This window comes from Conexibacter woesei DSM 14684, assembly GCF_000025265.1.
GTDB classification, from domain to species: Bacteria; Actinomycetota; Thermoleophilia; order Solirubrobacterales; family Solirubrobacteraceae; genus Conexibacter; species Conexibacter woesei.
This window is the reverse complement of sequence record NC_013739.1, coordinates 4,787,394-4,811,461: the sequence shown is the minus strand read 5'-3', so window position 1 is coordinate 4,811,461 and position 24,068 is coordinate 4,787,394. Positions and strand designations below refer to the sequence as shown.

General features: G+C 73.0%; 18 protein-coding genes. 12 read left to right on the top strand and 6 right to left on the bottom strand.

What is annotated here, in order from left to right; all coding sequences use genetic code 11:
* Positions 1-132: 132 nt before the first annotated feature.
* The 10 genes from CWOE_RS22640 (at position 133) to CWOE_RS22595 (ending at position 11,510) form a co-directional block, all read left to right on the top strand.
* The gene (locus tag CWOE_RS22640) at positions 133-2,100 is read left to right on the top strand and encodes an ArnT family glycosyltransferase (protein WP_012935973.1); all 1,968 of its coding nucleotides are present in this window, start codon (positions 133-135) and stop codon (positions 2,098-2,100) included.
* 57 nt (positions 2,101-2,157) lie between these two features.
* The gene (locus tag CWOE_RS22635; protein ID WP_012935972.1) at positions 2,158-2,853 is read left to right on the top strand and encodes a response regulator transcription factor; all 696 of its coding nucleotides are present in this window, start codon (positions 2,158-2,160) and stop codon (positions 2,851-2,853) included.
* Positions 2,853-4,358 (top strand): sensor histidine kinase, encoded by a 1,506-nt coding sequence (locus CWOE_RS22630; RefSeq protein ID WP_012935971.1) that lies wholly within the window; start codon positions 2,853-2,855, stop codon positions 4,356-4,358. Before CWOE_RS22635 ends, CWOE_RS22630 begins: the two co-directional genes overlap by 1 nt.
* 79 nt (positions 4,359-4,437) lie before the next feature.
* Positions 4,438-5,574 (top strand): glycosyltransferase, encoded by a 1,137-nt coding sequence (locus CWOE_RS22625; protein ID WP_012935970.1) that lies wholly within the window; start codon positions 4,438-4,440, stop codon positions 5,572-5,574.
* A 98-nt stretch (positions 5,575-5,672) separates the two neighbouring features.
* A complete protein-coding gene (locus tag CWOE_RS22620; RefSeq protein WP_012935969.1) occupies positions 5,673-6,953 on the top strand; it encodes a PKD domain-containing protein in 1,281 nt (426 codons plus the stop codon).
* Positions 6,950-7,651, top strand: a complete 702-nt coding sequence (locus CWOE_RS22615; RefSeq protein WP_012935968.1) for a MotA/TolQ/ExbB proton channel family protein — start codon at positions 6,950-6,952, stop codon at positions 7,649-7,651. The genes CWOE_RS22620 and CWOE_RS22615 overlap by 4 nt, the downstream gene beginning before the upstream one ends.
* Positions 7,648-8,010, top strand: a complete 363-nt coding sequence (locus CWOE_RS22610) for a DUF2149 domain-containing protein (protein WP_012935967.1) — start codon at positions 7,648-7,650, stop codon at positions 8,008-8,010. Before CWOE_RS22615 ends, CWOE_RS22610 begins: the two co-directional genes overlap by 4 nt.
* Positions 8,011-8,148: 138 nt before the next feature.
* Entirely contained in the window at positions 8,149-10,434 is a 2,286-nt protein-coding gene (locus CWOE_RS22605) for an ATP-dependent Clp protease ATP-binding subunit (RefSeq protein ID WP_012935966.1), read from the top strand.
* A 147-nt stretch (positions 10,435-10,581) separates the two neighbouring features.
* Positions 10,582-10,944: a hypothetical protein gene (locus tag CWOE_RS33605; protein ID WP_041730847.1), complete on the top strand. Its 363-nt coding sequence runs from the start codon at positions 10,582-10,584 to the stop codon at positions 10,942-10,944.
* On the top strand, positions 10,878-11,510 hold the full coding sequence (locus CWOE_RS22595; protein WP_012935965.1) for a LamG domain-containing protein: 633 nt from the start codon (positions 10,878-10,880) through the stop codon (positions 11,508-11,510). The genes CWOE_RS33605 and CWOE_RS22595 overlap by 67 nt, the downstream gene beginning before the upstream one ends.
* Here CWOE_RS22595 and CWOE_RS31260 read toward each other — a convergent pair.
* A complete protein-coding gene (locus tag CWOE_RS31260) occupies positions 11,500-13,557 on the bottom strand; it encodes an FG-GAP-like repeat-containing protein (protein ID WP_012935964.1) in 2,058 nt (685 codons plus the stop codon). The two genes, CWOE_RS22595 and CWOE_RS31260, sit on opposite strands and share 11 nt — an antisense overlap.
* Before the next feature lie 100 nt (positions 13,558-13,657).
* On the opposite strand from CWOE_RS31260, the gene CWOE_RS31255 reads away from it, so the two are divergent.
* Entirely contained in the window at positions 13,658-14,638 is a 981-nt protein-coding gene (locus CWOE_RS31255; protein WP_012935963.1) for a collagen-like protein, read from the top strand.
* A 53-nt stretch (positions 14,639-14,691) separates the two neighbouring features.
* On the opposite strand, the gene CWOE_RS22580 is transcribed toward CWOE_RS31255, so the two are convergent.
* Positions 14,692-18,390: an Ig domain-containing protein gene (locus CWOE_RS22580; protein WP_012935962.1), complete on the bottom strand. Its 3,699-nt coding sequence runs from the start codon at positions 18,388-18,390 to the stop codon at positions 14,692-14,694.
* 147 nt (positions 18,391-18,537) lie between these two features.
* On the opposite strand from CWOE_RS22580, the gene CWOE_RS22575 reads away from it, so the two are divergent.
* The gene (locus tag CWOE_RS22575; protein WP_012935961.1) at positions 18,538-20,385 is read left to right on the top strand and encodes a Calx-beta domain-containing protein; all 1,848 of its coding nucleotides are present in this window, start codon (positions 18,538-18,540) and stop codon (positions 20,383-20,385) included.
* 29 nt (positions 20,386-20,414) lie between these two features.
* Here the strand turns inward: CWOE_RS22575 and phoU are convergent, their stop codons facing one another.
* The 4 genes from phoU to pstC form a co-directional block, all read right to left on the bottom strand.
* A complete protein-coding gene (gene phoU / locus CWOE_RS22570) occupies positions 20,415-21,125 on the bottom strand; it encodes a phosphate signaling complex protein PhoU (protein ID WP_012935960.1) in 711 nt (236 codons plus the stop codon).
* An 84-nt stretch (positions 21,126-21,209) separates the two neighbouring features.
* Complete coding sequence (gene pstB, locus CWOE_RS22565) at positions 21,210-22,043, bottom strand: phosphate ABC transporter ATP-binding protein PstB (RefSeq protein WP_407641506.1); 834 nt, start codon at positions 22,041-22,043, stop codon at positions 21,210-21,212.
* 83 nt (positions 22,044-22,126) lie between these two features.
* Positions 22,127-23,065 (bottom strand): phosphate ABC transporter permease PstA, encoded by a 939-nt coding sequence (gene pstA / locus CWOE_RS22560; RefSeq protein ID WP_012935958.1) that lies wholly within the window; start codon positions 23,063-23,065, stop codon positions 22,127-22,129.
* A complete protein-coding gene (pstC, locus tag CWOE_RS22555) occupies positions 23,066-24,028 on the bottom strand; it encodes a phosphate ABC transporter permease subunit PstC (protein WP_012935957.1) in 963 nt (320 codons plus the stop codon).
* Between the last annotated feature and the right edge of the window lie 40 nt (positions 24,029-24,068).

Sequence of the window (24,068 nt, the reverse complement as noted above, 5' to 3'; positions counted from 1 at the left end):
AGATGCATCCTCCATCCGCGCCCTGAAGCCGACCTTGGGGGTTCCTGAGTCGAAGATGAGAACTGGGCGGCTCTGCGGTCGCGCTCGGGCGGCTCCCAGGATCCTCCCAGGGGTCGCGCCGACGATCGACCGATGCGACCGACCCGATCGAAACTGACGCGCATCAACCCGGAGCTGCTCGCGCTTCTGGCGCTCGCCGCACTGCTCTACCTGTGGGCGCTGTCCCGCAACGGCTGGGCGAACACGTACTACAGCGCCGCCATCCGGTCGATGTCGGGCAGCTGGCACGACTTCCTCTACGGCTCGTTCGACGCGAGCGGGCTGATGACCGTCGACAAGCCGCCGCTGGCGCTGTGGGTGCAGGCGCTGTCGGTGCGCGTGTTCGGCTTCGACTCGCTTGCGATCCTCGTGCCGCAGGCGCTGATAGGCGTCGCGAGCGCAGGGCTGACGTACGACCTCGTGCGGCGGCGCTTCGGCCGCCCCGCCGGCTTCGCGGCCGGGCTCTTGCTCGTGCTGACGCCCGTCACCGTCGCGATCTCGCGCCACAACAACCCGGACGCGCTGCTCGTGCTCTGCTCCGTCGCGGCGCTGTGGTTCCTCGTGCGCGGACTCGAAGACGGCCGCACGCGCTGGATCGTCCTGTCGGGCGTGATGGTCGGGCTCGGCTTCGAGGCGAAGATGGGCGCCGCGCTGCTCGTCGTGCCCGGGATCGCGCTCGCGTGGCTGTGGATCGCGCCGCGCGGCCGCGGCTGGCTCGACGCGCTGCGGCAGCTGCTGCTCGGCGGCGTCGCGATGGTGGTCGTCGGCGGCGCGTGGCCGCTGCTGGTGGCGCTGACGCCGGCAGCCGATCGGCCGTGGGTCGGCGGCACGAGCGACAACTCGATCTGGTCGCTGATCACCGGCTACAACGGCCTCGGCCGGCTCGACGGGCAGCTCGGCGGGCCGGGTGGGGCCGCTGGGGGCGGTGGGCCGGGCGCGGGTGGGCCGGCCGGCGGTGGCGGCGGTGCCGGCGGCGTCTTCGGCGGGGAGGCGGGGCCGCTGCGGCTGCTCGGCGCGTCGCTCGGCGGGCAGGTCGGCTGGCTGCTCGGCGTCGCGCTCATCGGCGCGGTCGCACTGCTGCTGCTGACGCGGCTGCGGCGCAGCGACCCGCGCAGCGGCTGGCTGATCGCGGTCGGCGGCGCGTTCGCGGCCAGCGCCGTCGCGTTCAGCTTCGCGCAGGGGATCTTCCACCCGTACTACGTCTCGGCGCTCGCGCCGTTCGCGGCGGCGCTCGTCGGCGCGGCGGTCGGGCTGGTCGCCGCGGGCGGCCGGCCGGCGCGCGCGGTCGGCGCGGCGGCGGTCGCCGGTGGCGTCGTGACGACGCTCGCTGTCCTGCACGCGACCGGCGACATGCGCTGGCTCGGGCCGGTCGTGGTCGTCGGCGGCGCGGCTGCGGTCGGCGTCGCGCTGTGGCCGGACGCGGGCGCGCGGCTGCGCAACGGTGTGCTCGTCGCGATGCTCGCGCTGCTGCTGCTCGCGCCCGCGAGCTGGGCGGTGCAGACGCTCGGCCACGCGACGAGCGGCACCTTCCCCGCCGGCGGTCCGGCCGACGCCGGGATGGGCGGAGGGCCGGGCGGCCGTGGTGGACCGGGTGGCGGCGGCTTGGGCGGGCCAGGATCGATGGGAAGAGCACGCGGCTTCGGCATGCCTCCGAGAGGGGGAGTGGGAGGCGCTCCGCCGAGTGGCGGCGGGATGTTCGGCGGCGACTCGCAGTCGCTGACCGAGGCGCTCGCGTACGTGCGGACGCACGGCGGCGGCACGATCGCGGTCTCCAGCCAGCAGAGCGCGGCCGGCGCGATCATCGCCGTGGACGCCGACGTCGCCGGGATCGGCGGCTTCTCCGGCCGCGAGAGCCAGGTCACGATCGACTGGCTGGCGAACGCGGTGCAGAGCGGCGAGGTCCGCTGGGTGATCGCCGACAGCGGCGGCGGGATGCCGGCCGACGGGCGCACCGGCTCGGCGACCGCGACGAACGCCGCCCAGCAGGTCGGGACGGCGACCTCGGTCTCCGGGCTCTACGACCTCCAGGGCAAGGCGGACGCGCTGCGGGCGCTGGAGTGACCGTCGCTCCCAGCTCGCTCACAGGAAGCTCCCAGGATCCGGGGTAATACTCCGGCCATGAGCGAACAGGCCCACCGCGTCCTCGTCGTCGACGACGAGCCGAACATCGTGGACGTGATCTCGATGGCGCTCCGCTACCAGGGCTTCGAGGTGGCCTCGGCGTCGAGCGGCGCCGAGGCCCTCGCGCAGGTGCGGCAGTTCCGCCCCCATCTGCTGCTGCTCGACGTGATGCTGCCCGACATGGAGGGGTTCGAGGTCGCCAGACGGCTCGGCGCCGAGCGCGCCCGCGTCCCGATCGTCTTCCTCACCGCCCGCGACGCGACCGACGACAGAGTGCGCGGGCTGACGCTCGGCGGCGACGACTACGTCACGAAGCCGTTCAGCCTCGAGGAGCTGGTCGCGCGGATCCGCACGATCCTGCGCCGCACCGGGATGGCCGAGCCGGAGTCGAGCAGACTCGTCTTCGACGACCTCGAGCTGGACGAGGACACGCGCGAGGTGACGCGCGCCGGCGCCTACGTCGAGCTGACCGCGACCGAGTACCGCCTGCTGCGCTACCTGATGCTCAACCCCCGTCGCGTGCTGACGCGCGCGCAGCTGCTGGAGCACGTCTGGAGCTACGACTTCGGCGGCGACGCGCGCGTGCTGGAGACCTACGTCAGCTACGTGCGCAAGAAGCTCGACGCCCACGGCCCGCCACTGATCCAGACGGTTCGCGGCGTCGGCTACGCGCTGCGGCTCCCGCGCGCGTGATGCGCTCGCTGCGCGCCCGCCTCGTCGCGGGCCTGCTCGCGCTCGCCGCCGTCGGGCTCGTCGCGCTCGCGCTGATCACCTACGCCGAGCAGCGCTCGTTCCTGATCGACCGCGTCGACCAGCAGCTCGCGGGTGCGAGAGGCCCGCTCCTGCGCGCGCTCGACGAGCGCAACGCCGGCCTCCCACCGCTCGGCGGCGGCACAGCCGGCGGCTCCGGTGCCGGCGGACCGGGCGGCGCCGGCGGTGCCGGCGGTGCCGGCGGCCACGAGCCGGACGGCGGCCCGCCGCCCGGCGGCGGCAAGGACGACTTCGGCCCGCCGGCCGGGACCTACGGCGAGCTGCGCGACGCCTCCGGCGCGCGCGCCGGCAGCGCGGTCGTCCTGCGCACGAACACGGACACGACGACGCCGCTGCCGCAGCTGCCGGCCGGCGACGCGCTCCCAGTCGGCGAGCCGTTCACCGTCGACGCGCGCTCGGGCAGCGGCAGCTTCCGCGTGCTCGCGACGCCGCTGCCGGGCGGCAACGGCACGCTCGTCGCGGCGATCCCGCTGACCGATGTCGACCAGACGCTCGACCGTCTGCTGCTCGTCGAAGGACTCGTGATCGGCGGCGTGCTGCTGCTGCTCGGCGTCGGCGCGTGGCTGCTCGTGCGCGTCGGCCTGCTGCCGCTCGACCGGATGACCCACACCGCCGGCCAGATCGCCGGCGGTGACCTCTCCCAGCGCGTCGGCGACACCGACCCGCGCAGCGAGGTCGGCCGCCTCGGCGTCGCGTTCAACGGGATGCTCGACCGGTTGGAGGGCGCGTTCGCGCAGCGCCAGCAGAGCGAGGACCGCCTGCGCCAGTTCCTCGCGGACGCATCGCACGAGCTGCGCACGCCGCTCTCGTCGATCCGCGGCTACGCCGAGCTGTTCCGGATCGGCGCCGCGCGCTCGCCGGAGGAGGTCGAGAAGGCGATGCGGCGGATCGAGGAGGAGGCGACGCGGATGGGCGTGCTGGTCGAGGATCTGCTCGCGCTCGCGCGGCTGGACGAGGTGCGCGACGCCGAGCACGGTCCGGTCGACGTCGCCGCGCTCGCCCGCGACGCCGTCGACGACGCGGGCGCGGCCGCGCCCGCGCGCGAGATCGCGCTCGCGCTGCCGGCGGGCGGCGAGGCGGAGGTGGAGGGGAACGCCCACCAGCTGCGGCAGGTGCTCGGCAACCTGCTGCGCAACGCGCTCGTCCACACGCCGGACGGCACGGCGATCGAGGTGACGGTCGAGCGCGACGCGCACGCGACGCGGGTGCTGGTGCGCGACCACGGCCCGGGGCTGCCGGCCGACGACCCCGACGCGCTGTTCGAGCGCTTCTGGCGTGCGGAGGGTGGGCGCGAGCGCGGGCGCGGCGGCGCCGGGCTCGGGCTCGCGATCGTCGCCGGGATCGTCGACGCGCACGGCGGCGCGGTGCGGGCGCAGAACGCGCCCGGCGGCGGCGCGCTGTTCACGGTCGAGCTGCCCGCGCGCTGAGGCGGGCGCGCGAAGCACTCTCAGCCTCCTCCCAGCGGCGTCCCACCGGCCTCGCACGACGCGGCCCGACGCTAAATCGATGCGAACCGTCGTCACCACCGCGGCGCCCCAGGTCGAGATCGTCGTGCCCGTGTTCAACGAGCAGGCGGCGCTCGAGACCTGCGTGCGGCGTCTCCACCGCTTCCTCACGTCCGAGTTCCCGTTCTCGTGGCGGATCGTCGTCGCCGACAACGCCAGCACCGACACGACGCCGGCGATCGCCACCGCGCTCGCGGCCGAGCTGCCCGGCGTCCGCGTGCTGCGGCTGGAGCGCAAGGGCCGCGGCAGGGCGCTGCGCGCGGCCTGGTCGGCGAGCGATGCGCGCGTCGTCGCGTACATGGACGCCGACCTCTCGACCGACCTGCGTGCGCTGCTGCCGCTCGTCGCGCCGCTGCTCTCCGGCCACAGCGACGTCGCGATCGGGACGCGGCTGGCGCACGGCGCGCGCGTCGTGCGCGGTCCCAAGCGGGAGCTGATCTCGCGCGCCTACAACGTCCTCCTGCACACGGTCCTGCGCGCGCGTTTCAGCGATGCGCAGTGCGGCTTCAAGGCCGTGCGGGCGCAGGCGCTGCCGTCGCTGCTGGCAGGCGTCAGCGACGACGGCTGGTTCTTCGACACCGAGCTGCTGGTGCTCGCGCAGCGGCGCGGCCTGCGGATCCACGAGGTGCCGGTCGACTGGGTCGACGACCCCGACTCGCGCGTCGACGTCGTCGCGACGGCGCTGGCCGACCTGGGCGGCGTCGCGCGGCTGCTGGTCGCAAGCCCGCTCGTGCGCTTCGCCGGCGTCGGCGTCGCCTCGACGCTCGCGTACGCGCTGCTGTTCCTGCTGCTGAGCGGCGCGCTCGCGACCGGCGCCGGCGCCGCCAACGCCGTCGCGCTCGCGCTCACCGCGGTCGCCAACACGGCCGCGAACCGCCGCTGGACGTTCGGTGTCCGCGGGCGCCGCGAGCGCGTCCGCCACTACCTGCTCGGCGGCGTCGTCTACGTGCTGACGCTCGCGCTCACGACCGGCGCGCTCGCGAGCCTGCACGCGATCGACGCCTCGCCGGCCCGCGGCGTCCAGGTGGCGGTGCTGGTGCTCGCCGGTCTCGCCGCGACGGCGACGCGCTACGTCGCGCTCAAGAGCTGGGTCTTCGCGCGCATGGTGCGCGAGCGCCGCGCCGCGGGTGTGTCGTAGGCCGCGGGGTGTGTCTTAGGGACGCCTAACACCTGTTACCGTCTGCACGACGCCAGCGTCGCGTGCTGACCGGCGTCGTCCCCGTCCCGTCGACACCCATGCGCCGCTCAGACCATCGCATCCGCCCGCTGCGCCTCGCGCTCGCGTTCGTCGCGCTGCTGCTGGCCGTCGCGCTGCCGGCGCACGCGCAGGAGACCCCGCCGCCGGACGGGAGCCAGCCCGTCGCGCCGACGATCACGCTCGATCTCGGCGACGGCAGCCAGCCGCGGACGCGGCCGTTCTCCGACTTCGACAGCAGACGCGACGTCGTCCAGCAGCAGATCCTGCTGCCGGACGGATCGACCAAGACGGTCGACGGCATCACGCTGCGGTCGCTGCTCGCGCACATGCGGATCGGGTCGCGGTCGTACACGACGGTCACGACGACCCGCGACGACGGCGGCGAGATGGACATCCTCGCGCCGCAGATCCTCCAGGAGTCCGGCGAGCAGATCGTCGTCTTCGCCGACGAGCAGGGGATCCTCCACCTGCTGCGCCCGCAGACCGACGTCGACGCGCGCGGCACCGAGCTGGCGACCGCGGTCGACGGCGTCCTCAGACTGACGCTGCGCGCGACCGCGCGGCTGACCGCCTCGCCGCCGCAGGTGCGCGTCAACCAGCTGGTCCAGTTCACCGTCACGCTGCCGCCCGGGCTCGACGCCGCCGCCGTCGAGTTCGAGTGGGACTTCAACAACGGCGAGCCGCCGGTCAGAAACCGCAAGACGACGATGTCGAAGTCGTTCAAGAACGTCGGGGCGTACAACCCGAGCGTCACGATCTACATCGGCGGCGTGGCCGACAGAGAGCTGCCGCCGTCGGTCGAGGTGAGCGTCAGCGAGCCGCCGAGAGTCAGCGGCAGAAGAAACAGAGACGCGCGCGAGTCCGGCAACAGAAGAGACGACGCGAGCGGCGGCAGCGGCGACGGCACGAGAGGGACCGGCAGCGGGACCGGAACGGGCGGCAGCGGGACCGGGGGCGGCGCCGGCGGCAGCGTGACGACGACCCCGCCGGTCGCAGCGCCGACCGGGCCCACTCCGGCGGCGACCCCGCCCGCGACGCCGCCCCCCGCGCAGCCGAGACCGCAGCCGCGCGCGAGAGCCCCGCCTCCGGAGCCCGCGGGCGAGACCGTCGACGGCTATCTGCTCGCCTCCGCCGACGGTGCGCCGCTGCCCGCCGGCGGCGCACAGAGAGAGAGCCCGGACAAGGTCGTCTCCGAGGCCGACGCGGCGACGCCGCTCGACATTCCCGCCGTCGTGTGGGTGCTGGGAGGCCTCGCGGCGCTCGTCATGCTTGGATGGGCGCTCGAATCGCGCACGACCCTCCCGTATTTCAAGCCATGACGATCGAGAACATCCTCTTCGAGATCTCCGACGCGCTCCGCTACCCGGTGCTGATCCTGGCCGTGCTCGCGCTCGTGGTCGTGATCGCCGAGGTCGGCACGCTGCTGGCCGAGGTCCGCCGCCGCCGCGTCCGCAGCGTGGCGCGCACCGAGCACGCCGTCGACCTCGCGCGCGAGGCGCTCGCGGCCGGCGACAGAGCGACCGCCCTGCGCGCGGTCAAGAGCGTCGGCTACAACGAGGCGATGAACGAGGCGCTTGAGGCGACGGTCGAGCAGCGCGACCATCCCGACGCCGCGAACCGCATCGCCAAGCGCCTGGCCGAGTACGACTACCGCTCCGTCAAGCGGCTGGAGCGCACCCGCATCCTCGTGCGGATGGGGCCGGCGCTCGGACTGATGGGCACCTTGATCCCGCTGTCGCCCGCGCTCGCGGCGCTCGGCGAGGGCGACGTCGTGCGGCTGACCGACGACCTCCGCGTCGCGTTCAGCGTCACGGTCGCGGGCCTGCTCGTCGGCGCGGTCGCGTTCGCGGTCTCGCTCGTGCGCGACCGCATGTACGACCAGGACTACTCCGACGTCGAGTACGTCAACGCGCAGCTCGCGAGCGTCCCGGCGGCGACGATGCTGCACACCCACCCGCGCCAGAGCGTCGGGATGGAGAGCGCGGCCGAGAAGCTGTCCGCCGAGGCGCCGTCGTGAACCAGCCGGCCGGACCCGGCCAGCCGACGATCCGCGCCCGTGCGCGCTCGCGCGAGGACCGCGCCGGCGACCCGCTCGACGGTCTCGTCAACCTGTTCGACCTCGGCATCGTGCTGTCGCTGGCGTTCCTGCTGGCGTCGCTCTCGTCGCTGAACCTGACCGACGACCTCGTCGGCAGAAGATCGGACGCGCAGAGAGGCGAGCGCGCCCCGGTCGGCTCGATCCTCGTCAGAAGAGACGACACGGTCAGAACGATCGAGGTCAGACCGGGCGAGAGAGCGATCGGCAGAGGCGAGAGACTCGGCACGGTCTACAGACTCGCCGACGGTCGCACCGTGATCGTCCCCGACAGACCCTGATCGCCCTCGCAGCGCCGCCGTTCCCGCCGCGCTCGCGGCGTGCTTGTGTGCGGTCGCTCACAGGTAGTTGCACACGCAAGCACTCCTGGTAATCTAAGCGAACACGACTTAGATCCCCACGAGAGAGCTGAGACAGACATGGCCAACCACGAGCATTCCGGCGGCGCCCAGCAGTGCGCCGTCTGCGGAAGGCGACAGGGCACCGTCCAGGTCGCCTGGTCCGCGCAGGGTCAGCGCGTCGATGGCGTGCTGTGCGAGACGTGCGCCCGCACGCTGCTGGCCGGACAGGCCGGCGGTCAGCCGCCGATGCGGCCGAGCCCGTTCGGTCCGTTCCCGCCGATCGCCGGCGGTCCGGGCGGCGCAGGCGGGCCCCGCGCCGCGCGCGGTCCCGGTGCCACAGCGCCCGCGCTCGCGGGCGGCGGCGGCGAGGGCGGCGACTCCAGCACCCCGACGCTCGACCAGTTCGGTCGCGACCTCACCGAGGACGCGCGCGTCGGCCGCATCGACGCAGTGATCGGACGCGACGACGAGATCGAGCAGACGATCGAGGTGCTCGCGCGCCGGCGCAAGAACAACGCCGTCCTGATCGGCGAGGCCGGCGTCGGCAAGACCGCGATCGCGGAGGGCCTCGCGCTGCGGATCGCGCGCAACGAGGTCCCCGAGACGCTGCGCGAGGTGCGGATCGTCTCCGTCGACCTCGGCGGCATGGTCGCCGGTGCCCAGTTCCGCGGCCAGTTCGAGCAGCGCCTGAAGACGGCGCTCGAAGAGGTCGTCGCGACCGACGGCAAGGTCGTTCTGTTCATCGACGAGCTGCACACGATCGTCGGCGCGGGCGGGGCGGAGGGCGCGATGGACGCGGCCAACCTGCTCAAGCCGCTGCTGGCGCGCGGCGAGCTGCGCGTGGTCGGTGCCACGACGCTGGCCGAGTACCGCAAGATCGAGAAGGACGGCGCGCTCGCGCGGCGGTTCGCGGCGGTCCACGTCGAGGAGCCGAGCGTCGAGGCGACGGTCGCGATCCTGCGCGGCCTGCGGCCGGCGTACGAGGAGCACCACGGCGTGAAGATCGCCGATGCGGCGCTCGATGCCGCGGCGCGGCTGTCGGACCGCTACGTGACCGAGTACCACCTGCCCGACAAGGCGATCGACCTGATGGACCAGGCGTCCGCGCGCGTGCATCTGCACGGCGAGCGGTCCGACGTCGCGAGGCTGCAGCGCGAGCTGCACTACCTCCAGGCGGAGAAGCAGGCGGCCGTCGACGCCGAGGCGTACGAGGACGCGGCCGACCTGCGCAAGCGGATCGACGGCGTCGAGCAGCAGCTCGCGGCGCTGGCCGCGGACGGCGCGGACGCGGCTTCGAGCACCGGCGACACCGGCACTGCGAGCCTGGCGGTCACAGAGACCGACGTCGCCGCGGTTGTCGCGGCGCGCACCGGGATCCCGGTCGGCGAGCTGGTCGCGGGCGAGCTGGAGAAGCTCCAGGAGCTGGAAGCCGACCTGCACGCACGCGTGGTCGGCCAGGACGGCGCCGTCGAGACGGTCGCCGACACGATCCGGCGCGCTCGCGTCGGGCTGTCGGAGGGCGATCGCCCGCTCGGTACGTTCCTGTTCCTCGGCCCGACCGGCGTCGGCAAGACCGAGCTGGTGAAGGCGCTGTCCGAGCGGCTGTTCGGCACCGAGAAGTCGCTCGTCCGGATCGACATGTCCGAGTTCCGCGAGCCGCACACGGTCGCGCGGCTGATCGGGTCGCCGCCCGGCTACGTCGGCTACGGCGACGGCGGTCAGCTGACCGAGCCGGTCCGCCGGCGCCCGTACAGCGTCGTGCTGCTCGACGAGATCGAGAAGGCCCACCCCGAGGTCTGGAACGTCCTGCTCCAGGTGATGGACGACGGACGCCTGACCGATGGCGAGGGCCGCACGGTCGACTTCGCCAACACGGTGCTCGTGATGACGTCGAACCTCGGCGCGCCGAAGTCCAAGAAGCAGGCGCTCGGGTTCGCGACGAGCGACGGCGAGGGCGAGCGCGGCGACGTCGCGGCGCAGATGGTCGCCGCCGCCAAGCGCGCCTTCCTGCCGGAGTTCGTCAACCGGATCGACGAGCTGGTCGTGTTCGACGCGCTCAGCGCCGAGCAGGTCGAGCGGATCGGCGAGCTGATCGTCGAGCGTGTCGAGGAGCGGCTGGCGTCCGAGCGCGACATCGAGCTGGAGGTCGAGCCGAAGCTGATCGCTCGCCTCTCGCGCGAGGGCTTCGACCCCGAGTACGGCGCCCGCCCGCTGCAGCGCCACGTGCGCCGCACGCTGGAGAAGGAGCTGACGAAGGCGATCGTCGAAGGTCGCCTCAACGACGGCGACCGCGTCGTCGCCAGCGACGCCGGCGGCGCGATCGCGCTCGCGATCGAGCCGGCCGCCGTGCCCGTCGCCGCGTAGTCCCATGAGAACCTGCGTCCCCGCAGACCGAACGGCCGGCGGTCGCCCAGCGCGACCGCCGGCCGTCGTCGTTCATGCGGCTGCGGCATCGCGTCGATCCCAGATCCGCATTGGCACACGCGGGGTTGGCGCAGCTAGGGTGAATTCATGCATCGACGAACGCTCCGCGCGGTCCTCACGGGCGCCTGCGCGGTGACGCTGCTGCTCGCCCCGGCGACCGCGGCCGTCGCCGGCGACTGCCCGCCGCCACCGGACTGCTCGACGCCGGGCGGCGCGCCGCACTGCGAGCCGACGCCGTACACGGCCGCGGTGATCGAGAGCCAGCCGAGCTGGTACTGGCGCCTCGGGGAGGACTACGACTGGGCGCTCGACTGGCTGACCGGCGTCGGCACGACGCTCGACCTCGGCAGCCAGGTCGAGCGGCGGGTGCCGGGTGCGATCGCGTGCGACGAGAACGCCGCCGTCAATCTCTCCGGCGCGACGCTGGACGGGTCTGGCAGAGCCATCTGATCGGCGACCCCGACGGCGTCGTCGCGCCCGCCCCGGGAACGGAGTCGTTCGCGCTCGCGATCTGGGTCAAGCCGCGCACGCTCGACGGCAACTCGCGTCGCATCGGCGGCCACGAGCAGCAGGAGGGCGGGTGGTTCGTCGCCGCGCGCAGCGACCGGCTGACGTTCTCGCGCTACCAGCGCCTGCCGCTCGGCACCGCGTGGAGCACGGTCACGATCAACAGAGGCCTTCCGCTCGACCGCTGGTCGTTCGTCGTCGCCGCCTACGGCACCGACCGCGTCATGCGGCTGTACGTCGACGGCGCCGAGGCCGGCCGGCTGGAGTCGAACCTCCAGCTCCCGCCGACACCGCCGCCGGTGTTCCCCGACGAGCACTATCCCGACCGCGGCCGGCTCGTGCTCGGCGCGAGCGGGCGCACCTGGAGCGCGAGCGACCCGTCGTCGCGGATGTACCTCGAATGGGACGGCGCGCTCGACGAGGCCGCCGTCTACCGCCGCACCGCCACGCCGACGGCCGCACAGGTCAGACGGCTGTGGGAGGTCGGGACGGCGGTCTCTAGCGAGTGACCACGTACCGCGCGGTGGCCGTGGCGGTGGTGCCGTCGTGGGCGGTGACAATGAGCCTGAGCGTGTAGGCGCCGCGCGGGAGCTTCGGCACGGTGACGCTGCTGGCGGCGGCCTTTCTCAGCGTCGTGCCGATGGTCGCAGCGGCCTTCTTCGCCTTCGTCTTGGTGACGGTCACCACCGCCCGGCTCGCGGTCGTGACACCGAACCTGACGACCTTGCGCTTGTTCGCGCGGACGCTGAAGCGCGACTCGGCGAGGACGGTGGCGAGGACCGTGGTGGTGCCGCGAGCACCCGCCGGGCCGGTCGGGCCGGCGGCGCCGGTCGCGCCGCCGGGGCCGATAGCGCCGCGGGGGCCGGTCGCGCCGGCGGGGCCGGTCGCTCCGTGGGGGCCGGTCGTGCCGGTCGTGCCGGTGGCGCCGGTCGCGCCGGTCGCGCCGGTAGCGCCGGTAGCGCCGGTCGGGCCGGTGGCGCCGGCGGGTCCGGTGGCGCCGGTCGGGCCGGTAGCGCCGCCGGGGCCGGCCGGACCCTGGGGACCTGGTTCGCCTTGCGGCCCGTCTTCACCCTGCGGCCCCGCGGGCAGCGCGGTGCCGGTCGCGGTGACGGCGACGGTCGCGGTCGGCAGGACGGAGCTGGCGACGAGGAGTGTCGCGGTCCGCCCGCCGGTCGCGCCAGGGATCACCCGCACGACGATCTCGCAGCTGTCCCCGGCGGGGACCGGAGCGGCGGTGCAGTCCTCGGCGCTGACGAGCACGTCGCGGGCGTCGGTCCCGCCGGCGTTCACGCTCGTGATGGGGAGCACGGCGTCGCCGGAGTTCGTGATCGTGACGACCTCGGGCTCGCTGATCGTCCGGATCGGCTGGTCGCCGAAGGCGACGTCGCCGCTCGAGGAGATCGCCGGGACGCTCGTGTTCGGCAGGACCTGGAGGATCCCGTCGCCGTCGGCGACCACGATGTCGGTGTCCCCGTCGAGATCCCAGTCCAGCAGCTCCACGTCGTTGGGGAAGCTGCCGACGGTGAAGCTGGTGTCCGCGCCGAACGTCCCGTCGCCGTTGCCGAGCTTGACGACCGCGACGCCGGTCGATTGGAAATCGAGCACCACCGCATCGGCGTTCCCGTCGCCGTTGAGGTCGCCGGTGGCGACGTCCTGGGTCACGGCCAGGGTCGTTCCGCGGACCGGCGCGAACGTGCCGTCGCCGTTGGAGCGCAGCGTCAGCATTGGGTTCTCCTCCTCGGGATAGCCGTAGGAGGACGCGACGATGTCCTCGTCACCGTCGCCGTCGACGTCGGAGAACGTGACCGGCCATCCCTTGTTGCACGCGCACGTGCTCAACGGGACGCCGGTGAGCGGAGTGAAGCCGCCGTCGCCGTCGCCCGCGATCGGCACGACGAGCCCGGCGTCGTAGTCGGTCACCGCCAGGTCGAGGTCGCCGTCGGCGTCGAAGTCGCCGCCGGCGAGGTCCATCAGGTACACGTCCGGGATCGTCGCGGCGAGCGTGCTGGTGAACCTCCCGTCGCCGTTGCTGATCATCACGATGATCTCGCCGCTGCTGGCCGCCACGACCACGTCGTCGAAGCCGTCGCCGTCGACGTCGCCGGACACGATGCCCGTCGCGGCGCCGATGCCGTTGTTGGTCGTCACCGGAGCGCTGAACGACGTGCCGCCGCGGTTGAGCTGCGCGACGATCTCGTCGCTGAACGCGTCGGCCGAGAGGATGTCGGGCCGGCCGTCGTCGTTGACGTCGCCGGTCGTGGTGTAGTCGGCGCGCGAGATGGGCGTCAGGCCGATCGGGGCGTGGAACGCTCCCCCGGGGCGCGAGCGGATCACCTGATATGCGTCGGTGTTGCTGGCGAAGTCACGGCGCGACAGGGCCGCGTCGGGACGACCGTCGCCGTTGAAGTCGTCGACCGCGAACGAGTAGACGTCGTTCCCTCCGACCGACTGGCTCTGGATGGGACCGAAGGTGACAGCCGCCGAAGCGGAGGGGGCGACCGCGGCGAGCCCGATCAGGGCAAGCGGCAGCGCGAGCAGCCTTGGGACGGAGGGCATGGCCGGCACCCTAGCTGTCGGACTCCGCGATCCGTCTCAGGAACCGCGGCAGATGACGAGGGGCGGCTGATCGTCCTACCGCACACTGTACGGTTGCGGCATGTCCGCACGCTCGGTCTTCCCCCGCTCCGTCGCCGCCGTCTGCGTCGCTGCACTGCTGTTCGGTGCGTCGAGCACTGTGTCGCCTGCGACCGCCGCCACCGACTCGTCACGCGTCTACGCGTGCGTCGCCGGCAACTCGAAGACGTTGCAGCTGACGACGAAGAACGCGCACTGCCCGCGCGGCCAGACGAAGATCGTGTGGAACGTCACCGGCGTCGAGGGGCCGCGCGGACCGAAGGGCGGCACGGGCTCCACCGGCGCGAGAGGCAACGCCGGCGCCAAGGGCGACGTGGGCGCGAGAGGCGACGCGGGCGCCAGGGGTGACGCCGGCCCGGCCGGCGCGGCCGGCCCGACCGGTTCCGCGGGCGCGAACGGTGCCCCGGGCGACGCCGGCCCGACGGGCGACACCGGTTCCGTCGGTCCCGCGGGGCCGACGGGCGGCCCCGGCCTGACCGGTCCCCCCGGCCCCACCGGTCCCGCCGGCCCGACCGGTCCCGCCATGCTCATGAGCGGCGGCCCGGTGACAGTCAGCAGCGCGCTCGGCGGCCTGCCGTTGGCCACCACGCTGCTCCCGGTCTCCGGCCTGCTCGGCTCCAGCAGCTCCACCAACACCACGTCCTACCCGCCGTCCAGCCTCGATCCCGCGATCATGGCGGCGGCGCAGATCGTCCCGGCGAACGTCACGATCACCGGCTTCCGCTTCGCGTACACGAACGCGGTGGCGGCGTTCCCGTCAAGCACCCCCGCCTTCGAGGTCTCGCTGTACATGGGCCCGCCCGGGGGGCCGTATTCCCAGACGCCCGTCAGCTGCAGCCTCTTCGGCACGAGTCCGATGCAGCTCGGGTACACGGCTTCGTGCAGCGGCACCGCGTCGCTCGAAGTCTCGGCAGGCTCGATGCTCTACATCGGCGTGGTCTCGACGACCGACGAGTCGACGACGTTCACGGGCCAGGTCACGGCAGGCCTCACCACGAACTGACGCGGGCGGCGGGCGCAGCCACATTCAGGCGGCGCCCGCTCGTCCCGACACGGTCAGCCCGCCGCGATCACCCCCTCGTCGACCCAGCTCGTGCCGTCCCAGCGCTGCGCGACGCCGCCGGGGCCGACCGCGACGCAGAGGTCGGCGGACGAGCATGCGACCGCCGCGACGTCTCTGCCTCTGCCGGCCGCCTCGGTCGAGGTCGCGCCCCAGGTGAAGAGGCTGCCGCCGTCGCCGCTGAAGGCGTAGGCGCAGAACGACGCGGTGCGCGAGCAGCCGACCGGGGCCGGGTCATTGGACCCGCTGCCGATCCGTCTCGAACTCCACGTGCCGCCGGAGTAGAAGGCGCCCTGCCCGGTGGCGTCGGTGAGGACGCATCTTCTGTCAGCGGTGCAGCCGAGCGACGAGCCGTTGAAGATCCCCGGCGAGACCGGGGTCTCCCACGTTGCGCCGTTCCAGAACGAGACCGTGTGCACGTTGCCGATCGCGGCCGCGCAGAACGTCGCGGTCGGGCACGAGACCCCGCTGACCGCGCGGCCGGCGCCGACGGCGTCGTCCGGCGCGGTCCAGCTGCTGCCGTCCCAGTGCCACACCGCCGCTCTGGCGCCGGCTGCCTGGCCGCCGAGGAAGCAGTTCGTCGCCGTGATGCAGCTGAGTGCGTTGGAGAACTCCTCGCTGGGCACGTCCGGACCGCTGGTCCACGTGCCGCCCGACCAGACCTTCGTTCTGCCGTTCCAGGTGACGACCAGGCAGTCGGTCGCCGTCGCGCACGAGATCCGCTGTGCGATGTCGCCCGGCACGACGACCTCGCGGTCGCCCCAGCTCGTGCCGTCGAACGTCACGATCCCGCCGCCCAGGTCGCCGACCATGCAGAACGTGTCGGTCGGGCACGCGACGCTCCGCAGGTCCTGCGGCGTGTTGCCTGCGACCGCGATCGACAGCGAGCGCGTCGCGGTGACGCCGTCGGCGTCGGCGACTCTGACGGTGAACGTTCTCGACCCGGCAGTCGTCGGCGTTCCGGAGATCGCTCCGGTCGACGGGTCGAGCGTCAGCCCGGTCGGCAGCGAGCTGCCTGCGGCGAGCGACCACGTGTACGGCGCTCGGCCGCCGCGACCGTCGAGTGTCTGCGCATACGCCGTCCCGACTCTCGCGCCGGGCAGCGTGGCGGTCACGACCTCGACGGCGTTGGGGACGACCGTCAGCGTCAGCTCGCGCTCCGCCTCCTGGCCGTATCTGTCGAGGACCGTCACGGTGAACGTCGACGGGCCCACGGTCGTCGGCGTGCCGGCCAGCGTGCCGTCGCCCGCGAGCGACAGCCCCGCCGGCGGCGCGCCGGCCGACACGCTCCACGTCAGCGGCGCGCCGCCGCCGTCGGCTCTCAGCTGCGCCGAGTACGCCTGGCCGGCCATCGGCGCCAGCAGCGCCTGCTGCGGAACCGACAGCGCCGGGTACGCCGCCGTCAGCGTCAGCTCACGGCTCGCGCTCGTGCCGTCCGCGTCGGTCACCGTCACGGTGAACGTCGCGCTCACCGGCGCCGTCGGGGTGCCGGTCAGCCTGCCGTCGTCCGCCAATGTCAGCCCGGCCGGCAGCGCGCCGGCGGTGACCGCCCATCTGTGCGGCGCGACGCCGCCCTCAGCGGACAGCGAGGCGGTGTAGGCAGCGTCGACGGTCGCGCCCGGCAGCGTCTGCTGCGGGATCGACAGCGGTGCAGCCTCGACCTTCACCGCGTACGCGCGGGTCGCGCGCTGGCCGTCGCCGCCGCTCAGCGCGACCGTGAACGACGCAGTGCCTGTAGCGCTCGGCACGCCGGAGATCAGGCCGCTGCGCGGGTCGAGCGAGAGCCCGGCCGGCAGCGCGCCCGCCGACACCGACCAGGCGTACGGCGTGGTCGAGCCGGTGCCCGTCACCTGCGCTCTGTACGGCGCGCCGAGCGTCGCCGCCGGCAGTGACGCCGGCGCGATCGACGGCGCCGGAGCGGCGACGGCGAGCTTCAGCGCGCGCGTCGCGACCTGCTTCTGCGCGTCGGTCGCCTTCACGGTGAACGAGGCGGTCCCGGTCGCGGCCGGCGTGCCGGAGATCAGGCCGCTCGACGGGTTGAGCGTCAGCCCCGCCGGCAGCGTCCCGGCCGAGACCGACCACGCGATCGGCTTCGTGCCGCGCGTGACCGTCAGCGTCGTTCTGTACGGCGTGCCGGCGACGGCGCCGGGCAGCGTCTCCTGCGTGACGCTCGGCGGAGCGGCGCCCTTCGCCTCGGCGAGCGTCCACAGCTTCGACAGCAGGTCCGGCTTGTGTCGGTTGAAGGTGAACTTCCAGACCTTGAACTTGATGCCGGCGCCCGCCTGGAAGCCTGCGGACAGTCTCCACCACGGGTTCTTGTGGCTGCTGACGTCGAAGCGGGCCAGCGCGTCGCCGGTGATGTACGGCCCGCCGACCTCGTAGACGTCGAACATCAGCCTCGGTCCGAGCCCCGCTTCGATCGACGCGTCGAACTGCGGCTTCGGCGGCGTGAACGAGGTTCTGTTCGTGACCGACTTGATCGGGATCAGGTCGTCGCCGTCCCACTCGAGCCCGACGCGCGCGTCGAGCGACTGTCTGACGCTCGTCTCGACGGCTCCCTGGACCGAGCCCTCGGCGAAGACGCGGAAGTTGAGCTTCGGCGTGATGACGACCGGCACCGGGCCGACCGTGAACGTGATCGGGCTGTAGCGGATGTCTCTCTTGAGCAGGTCGACGTCGAGCTCGCACTTCGCCTTGCCCGCGACGACGAGCGACAGCTGCGCGCTCTGTCTCAGCCGCGCGGCTGCGATCGCCTTGACCGTCAGCGGGTGCCAGAAACCGCCCCACGAGATGCCGATCTCGGCGCCGGCGTCGAGACCGACCGAGCCGTTGATCGAGGCGCTGACCCCGCCGGAGCACTTGTACGGCTTCTCGACCGCGCCGGGCTGCGCGGCGGAGGCGCGCGCCAGCCCGTCCTGCCCGAGCGTCAGCTCGGGTCTGACGGTGATCCGCGCCTGCGGCCCGATCGCCGACAGCGGCGCCTGCGTGCCCGTCACGACCGCCGTCGTGCCGGAGCGGCGGACGGACGAGACTGCGATCAGCGCGCCCTGCGGGGTCGCCTCGCTGACGCCGGCGGCGACGACGCCGCCGGCCGCGATCTTGCGCTGTGGGTCGGCGACCGTCAGCACGAGGCGTCCGCCGTCGCGCTCGAACGACTTGATCGCACGTGCCGGCGCGACCGCCGTCTCGTTGGCGACCGACTGCACGTAGGCGACGCGGATCGTGCCGCGGCCGCCTCTGCGGACCTGCACGACCGAGCTGCGGTGCTTCGGGAAGAGGGTCACGTCCTCACGGACGATCCGCTGGCCGGTCACCGTCCAGCGGCCGGGGACGCGCGGTCGGAAGGTCCGCGTTCTGGCGATCCGCCAGCGTCTGCCGCGCGGGCTGGTGACGACGACGGTCGCCGTGCGGCCGGCGGGGACGCCGCTGACGGCGACGTGCAGCCGCGCCGGCCGAGCCAGCAACGCGGGGCCGCGCGAGCGCTCGCCGGCGCTCGCGGCGGGGGCGGAGAAGGTGAGCTGCTGCGGCGCGCCCGTCGACGGGCAGTCGGCCGCGGTGCAGACCGCCGCGCCGGCCGGCGCGGCGGCGGCGCGCTCGGCGCCGAGCGTCGCGATCAGCAGCGCGAGCAGCGCGCACAGCGCCGCCGCGGCGACCGCGCGCGGGAGGGGAAGGGACAGACGTCCATGTCTTGTCATAAGCGCTGTAGTCGGCCGCTGCCGGCGGGACTTTCGACGTCTTCCATCAATCGGAATTCCCCTCCAAAACGCCCCGTTTTCGGGTGCTGGTCAGCGCATCGCAGGTCGATTCAAGGGGCATTGGCCGGGCGCCGATAGCCCGGGGCGATGTCCTCCTCCCGCACGCGCGCGACCGGGCTTGCCGCCGCCCTGCTCGCGCTCCTTCTCGTCACCGCTCCGGCGCTCGCGGCCACGCCCGACCCCGACCCGATCCGTGACTGGCAGCGCGTCGCGGTGCGGGACGCGTACGCTGTCCGCTCGACCAGCGCGACGACCGCAATGTCCTTCACCGTCACGCGCCGCGCGGCGGGACCGGCGCTCTCGCTGACGTACGCGACGCACGACGGCAGCGCGCTCGCCGGCACCGACTACACGGCGGCGACGGGCAGCGTCGCGTTCGTGGCCGGCGAGACGAGCACGACCGTCGCGGTGCCGGTGCTCGCGCGCGCCTCCGGCGGCGACGATCGCACCTTCACGCTCACCCTCGGCGACCCGGTCGGCGACATCGCCGACTTCGAGCGGGCGCGGGCGACGGGCACGATCGCGAACCGAGGCGCGTCGAGCGGCCTCGACGCCGACTGGGCGTGCGACGGCGGCCTCTACGACATCGTCGTCAGAGACGGCGAGCGGATCGTCCGCTGCCTCGGCGCAGTCAGAGCGCCGTACGCGCAGTTCGGCGACCGATCCGTGACGGTCGACCCGCTCGCGGGGACCGCGACGTTCCTGCTCGAACGCGAAAACGGCGGCGCGCCGGCCTGGATCAGGTACGAGACGGTCGACGGGACGGCGAGAGCCGGCGTCGACTACGTCGCGACGAGCGGGACGATCAAGCTCTCGGCGATGCGCCTGCGGGCGTATGTCACAGTCCCCGTCGACCCGGCCGCGCTCGCCGACGGCGACCGCACGTTCTCGCTGCGGATCGCGAACGACGGGACGCCGAACCCGCCGAACGATCCCGCGCTCGTTGCGACGATCCGCCACGCGACGCCGCTCGCCCCCGCGATCGCGCGCGTCGGCCGTCCGCTCGACGGGAGCGCCGCCGCCGACGCGAGCGCGCGCCGCTGGGAGCGCTGTAACGCGGACGGCGGGTGCACGACGATCGCGGGGGAGAGCGGCGCGAGCTACGAGCCGACCGCCGCCGACGTCGGGCTGTGGCTGCGCGTGCGGGCAACCGTCGCGGGTGCCGTCGGCGGGCCCGACCTGCTGCTGGCGACGCCGCCGACCGCGCCCGTGCGCGCGCTGCCGGCTGCGCCGGCGCTCGCCGGCGGTCCCGCCGAAGGCATGGAGTCCGACGCGACGCGTGTCACCTTCGCGCTCGCCGGCAAGGAGGACGACGCCGCGTACGAGTGCGCGCTCGACAGCGCGGAGTTCGAGCCGTGCGGCGCGGCGGCGGACGGCTACGCGAGCGACGCCGGGACGACCACCGTCACGCTCGACGGCCTCGCGCCCGGCGCGCACAGCTTCGCCGTCCGCCAGCGGACCGTCGACGGGCTCGTGTCGCCGGCATCTGCGCGTGCGTGGACGGTCCGCGTTCGCGCGTCCGCGCCGCCGAGAGCCGGCCCCAGAGCGGAGCCGCCGAGAACCGACCCGCCCACACCGGCCCCGCCGCGCGATGACCCGCCGCCAGCCGCCCGCGTGAGCGGCAGACGGCAGCAGAACCGCGACGTGCGCGCCGTCGTCGCCGGCCGCACGAACGTCGTGCTGCGCTGCGCGGCGCCGTGCGTGCTGCGCACGCCACTCACGGTCAGCGCCGCCGCCGCGAGACGGCTCGGCCTGCGAACCACCCGCGTCGGCACGGCCAGCGGCAGCAGCCGCGCCGCCGGGCTCGTGCGCCTGCGTGTCCGGCTCGACGCCGCCGCCCGCGGACGCCTGCTGCGGATCGGCCGCCCGGTCACGCTGGTGGCGCGGCTGGAGGACGCGGCCGTCGTCGTCCGCTTCCGGCTCCTCCCGCGGTAGGCGTAGGCGCTCAGCCCGCCCCGCGAGCGTCAGGTCGCCTCGGCGGCGTCGCTCGCGGACGGGTGAGAGGAGTCGCGGAACTCCTCGAAGGTGCCCGTCAGCACGAACGCGAGCTGCTCGCCGACGTCGATCGCCTGGTCGCCGATCCGCTCGATCGCGCGGGCGGCGAGGATCATGTGCATCGCCCACTCGCGCGCGTCCGGGTCGTCGCCGCTCTGCCACGCGAAGTGGAAGACGCGCCGGTTCAGCTCGTTGACGTCGCGGTCCTCAAGCAGCAGGTCGCGCGCCATCGCGAGGTCGCGCGTCGCGAACGCCCGCTTGGACTGCTCGACCTCGGCCGCGACGAGCCGCCCCATCACGCCCAGCTCCTCGAGCAGGATCGCGTGGACCGGCGGGTGGAAGCCGTCGAGCGGGACGAGCTTGGCGACGTTGACGCACTGGTCGCCCATCCGCTCCATGATCCGCGCGACGTGGAAGAGCGCGGCCGTCAGCCGCAGGTCGGCCGCGACCGGAGCCTGCAGCGCGAGCAGCGCGAGCAGCCGCTCATGCAGCTCGAGGTAGCGCTCGTCGATCTCGTCGTCGCCCCGCACGACGGCGGTCGCGAGCGCCATGTCCTGGTGCTCGACGGCTTCGGTGGCGCGCTGCAGCTGCACGATCGCCATGTCGAGCCCATCGAGCGTCATCGCCTCCAGCGTCGACAGCTCGGAGCGGAACTTCGTGCGCAGGTCACTCTCGCTCATGACCAGCCCTCCCCGTCGGAAGAACGAGCCCCCTGGGCGAGCTCTTCCGGCCGAACGCAAGGCCGCAGGCCGCAGCTTTCGGCGTCATCCAACCTTTCCGGTCACGTACGCCTCCGTACGCGGATCGGCCGGCGTCTGGAAGATCTTCTCCGTCGTGTCGTACTCGACCACGCGGCCGTGGCGCTTGCCGCCCGCCTCGTCGTCCAGCTCGACGGTGAAGAACGCGGTGCGGTCGGAGATGCGCGCCGCCTGCTGCATGTTGTGCGTGACGATGACGATCGAGTAGTTCTCCTTCAGCTCCAGCATCAGGTCCTCGATCTTGTGCGTCGAGATCGGGTCCAGCGCCGAGCACGGCTCGTCCATCAGGATCACGTCGGGCTCGATCGCGAGGCAGCGCGCGATGCAGAGGCGCTGTTGCTGGCCGCCGGACATGCCGAAGGCGTTCTCCTTCAGGCGGTCCTTGACCTCGTCCCACAGCGCGCCGCGTCTGAGCGCTCTCTCGACGATCTCGTCCATGCTCCCCTTCATCCCCAGCACGCGGGGACCGAACGCGATGTTGTCGTAGATCGACTTCGGGAACGGGTTGGGCTTCTGGAAGACCATCCCGATCATCTTGCGCACCTGCACCGGGTCGACCTTCGGCGCGTACAGGTCCTGACCGTGGTAGAGGATCGTGCCGCCGACGGACGCTGAGGGGATCAGGTCGTTCATGCGGTTCAGGCAGCGCAGCAGCGTGCTCTTGCCGCAGCCGGACGGGCCGATCAGCGCCGTCACGTCGTTCTTGAAGATGTCGAAGCTGATGCCCTTCACGGCCGTCGCTCCGCCGTAGGCGACGGACGCGTCCTTGATCTCGAACACCTTCTCCACGGCGGTCGCGTCTTGCCCGCTCGTGCTGCGGTCGTGCTCGGGCACGGCGATGCGCTGGCTCAAGCCGTGGGTCTCTCCGGCTGCCGCCTCACGCACCGCGTCGGTCTGGTCGCTGTCGCTCACGTCGTGCCCTCCTACCACTGTCGTTCGTATCGGTTGCGCAGCCACACTGCGAATGCGTTCATCGCCAAGAGGACGACGAGCATCACGATCACGCCTGCGGACGCCAGGACGCGGAACTCGTCCTGCGGGCGGGTCGCGTAGTTGAAGATCAACACCGGGAGGGCCGTGTAGCCGTCGTTGCTGAAGAAGCTCGGGTTGAACGTCACGAAGGTCGCGGCGCCGACGAGCAGCAATGGTGCAGTCTCGCCGATCGCGCGCGAGATCGCGAGGATGACTCCGGTGATGATTCCCGGTATCGACGCGGGGAGGACCTGCCGGCGGATCGTCTGCCACTGCGTCGCGCCGAGCGCGAGCGACCCCTCGCGGATCGACGGCGGGACCGCGCGGATCGCCTCGCGCGATGCGAGGATCACGGTCGGCAGCACGAGCAGCGCGAGCGTCAACGAGCCGGCGGCGAGGATGAAGCCGAGGTTGAGCGGGCCGCGCACGATGAACGCGAGCCCGAGGATGCCGTAGATGATCGACGGCACGCCCGCGAGGTTCTGGATGTTCAGCTCGATCAGTCTGTTCCACCAGCGCGTCTTGTCGGCGTACTCCTCGAGGTACACCGCGGCGCCGATCCCGATCGGCACGACGAGGAAGACGACGCCCGCGATCAGGTAGAGCGTGCCGACGATCGCCGGGCGGAAGCCCGCTCTCGACGGTATCGCCGACGGCGGGTCGGTTATCAGCTGGGTGCTGAGCGCCGGCGAGCCCTTCACGAACGCCTGCACGATGATCGCGGCGAGCCCGGCGAGCGCGAACGCGATCGCGAGCAGCAGGAGGGCGTAGAAGATGTTGCCCTTGACCTTGTCGCCGCCCTTCTGCTGCGTCAGCGCCGTTGAGCGGGCGCCGGCGACAGCGAGACGGGTGCGGGCCGATCCGCCCGGGTTGAGTGGGTTGACCGACATCTACTCGTAGACCTCCCGGTACTTGCGCACCAGCCGGATCGCGATCATGTTCATCAGCAGCGTCATCACGAACAGCAGCGAGCCGACCGCGAAGATCGTGTCGTACTTGACGGTGCCGGGGGAGATGTCGCCCGTGGCGGTGGTGCCGATGAACGCCGTCATCGTCTGCACCGAGCTGCCCGGGTTGAACGTGAGGTTCGGGGAGGCGCCCGCGACCAGCAGCACGACCATCGTCTCGCCGATCGCGCGGGAGGCGGCGAGCACGATCGAGGCGACGACGCCGGAGATCGCGGCCGGGAAGACGACGCGCGTGGCGACCTTCATCTTCGTCGCGCCGAGGCCGTAGGCGGCCTCGCGCAGGCCGCCCGGAACCGAGCGCATCGCGTCGTCGGAGATCGAGGCGATGATCGGGACGATCATCAGGCCGATCGCGATGCCGGCGACGCCCGCGGAGAACGGCGGGATTCTGACCATGAACGGCAGCACGTCGTCGATCGTGGGGCTGAGCCACAGCAGCGCGAAGACGCCGATCGCGACGGTCGGGATGCCGGCGAGGATCTCGATCACCGGCTTGACGACCTTGCGCACCCGCGGCGAGGCGTACTCGCTCAGGAAGATCGCCGACAGCAGGCCGACCGGGACCGCCACGAGCATCGCCCAGAGGCTCGTGCTGAGCGTGCCGATCACGAGCGGCAGCACGCCGAAGCTCGACGGCGTGAACGTCGGCGCCCACTTCGTGCCGAAGAGGAAGTCGCCGAGCGCGACCTCCCCGAAGAAGGCGATGGTGGGGGCGACGAGCGAGATCACGATCGCCGTCGTCGTCACCACGGAGATCGCGGCGCACAGGGCGAGCAAGGCCTTGATGACCTTCTCTCCGTACCGCCCGGACGGCGCCGTAAGCGACCGGGGCGGTCCTCCCGCCCCGGTCGCCGGGATGGCGCCGATGGAATTCGTTGGCTCCATCGTTGCCTGACTCTCGTCTTCTGTCGAGCGGCTTACCCGA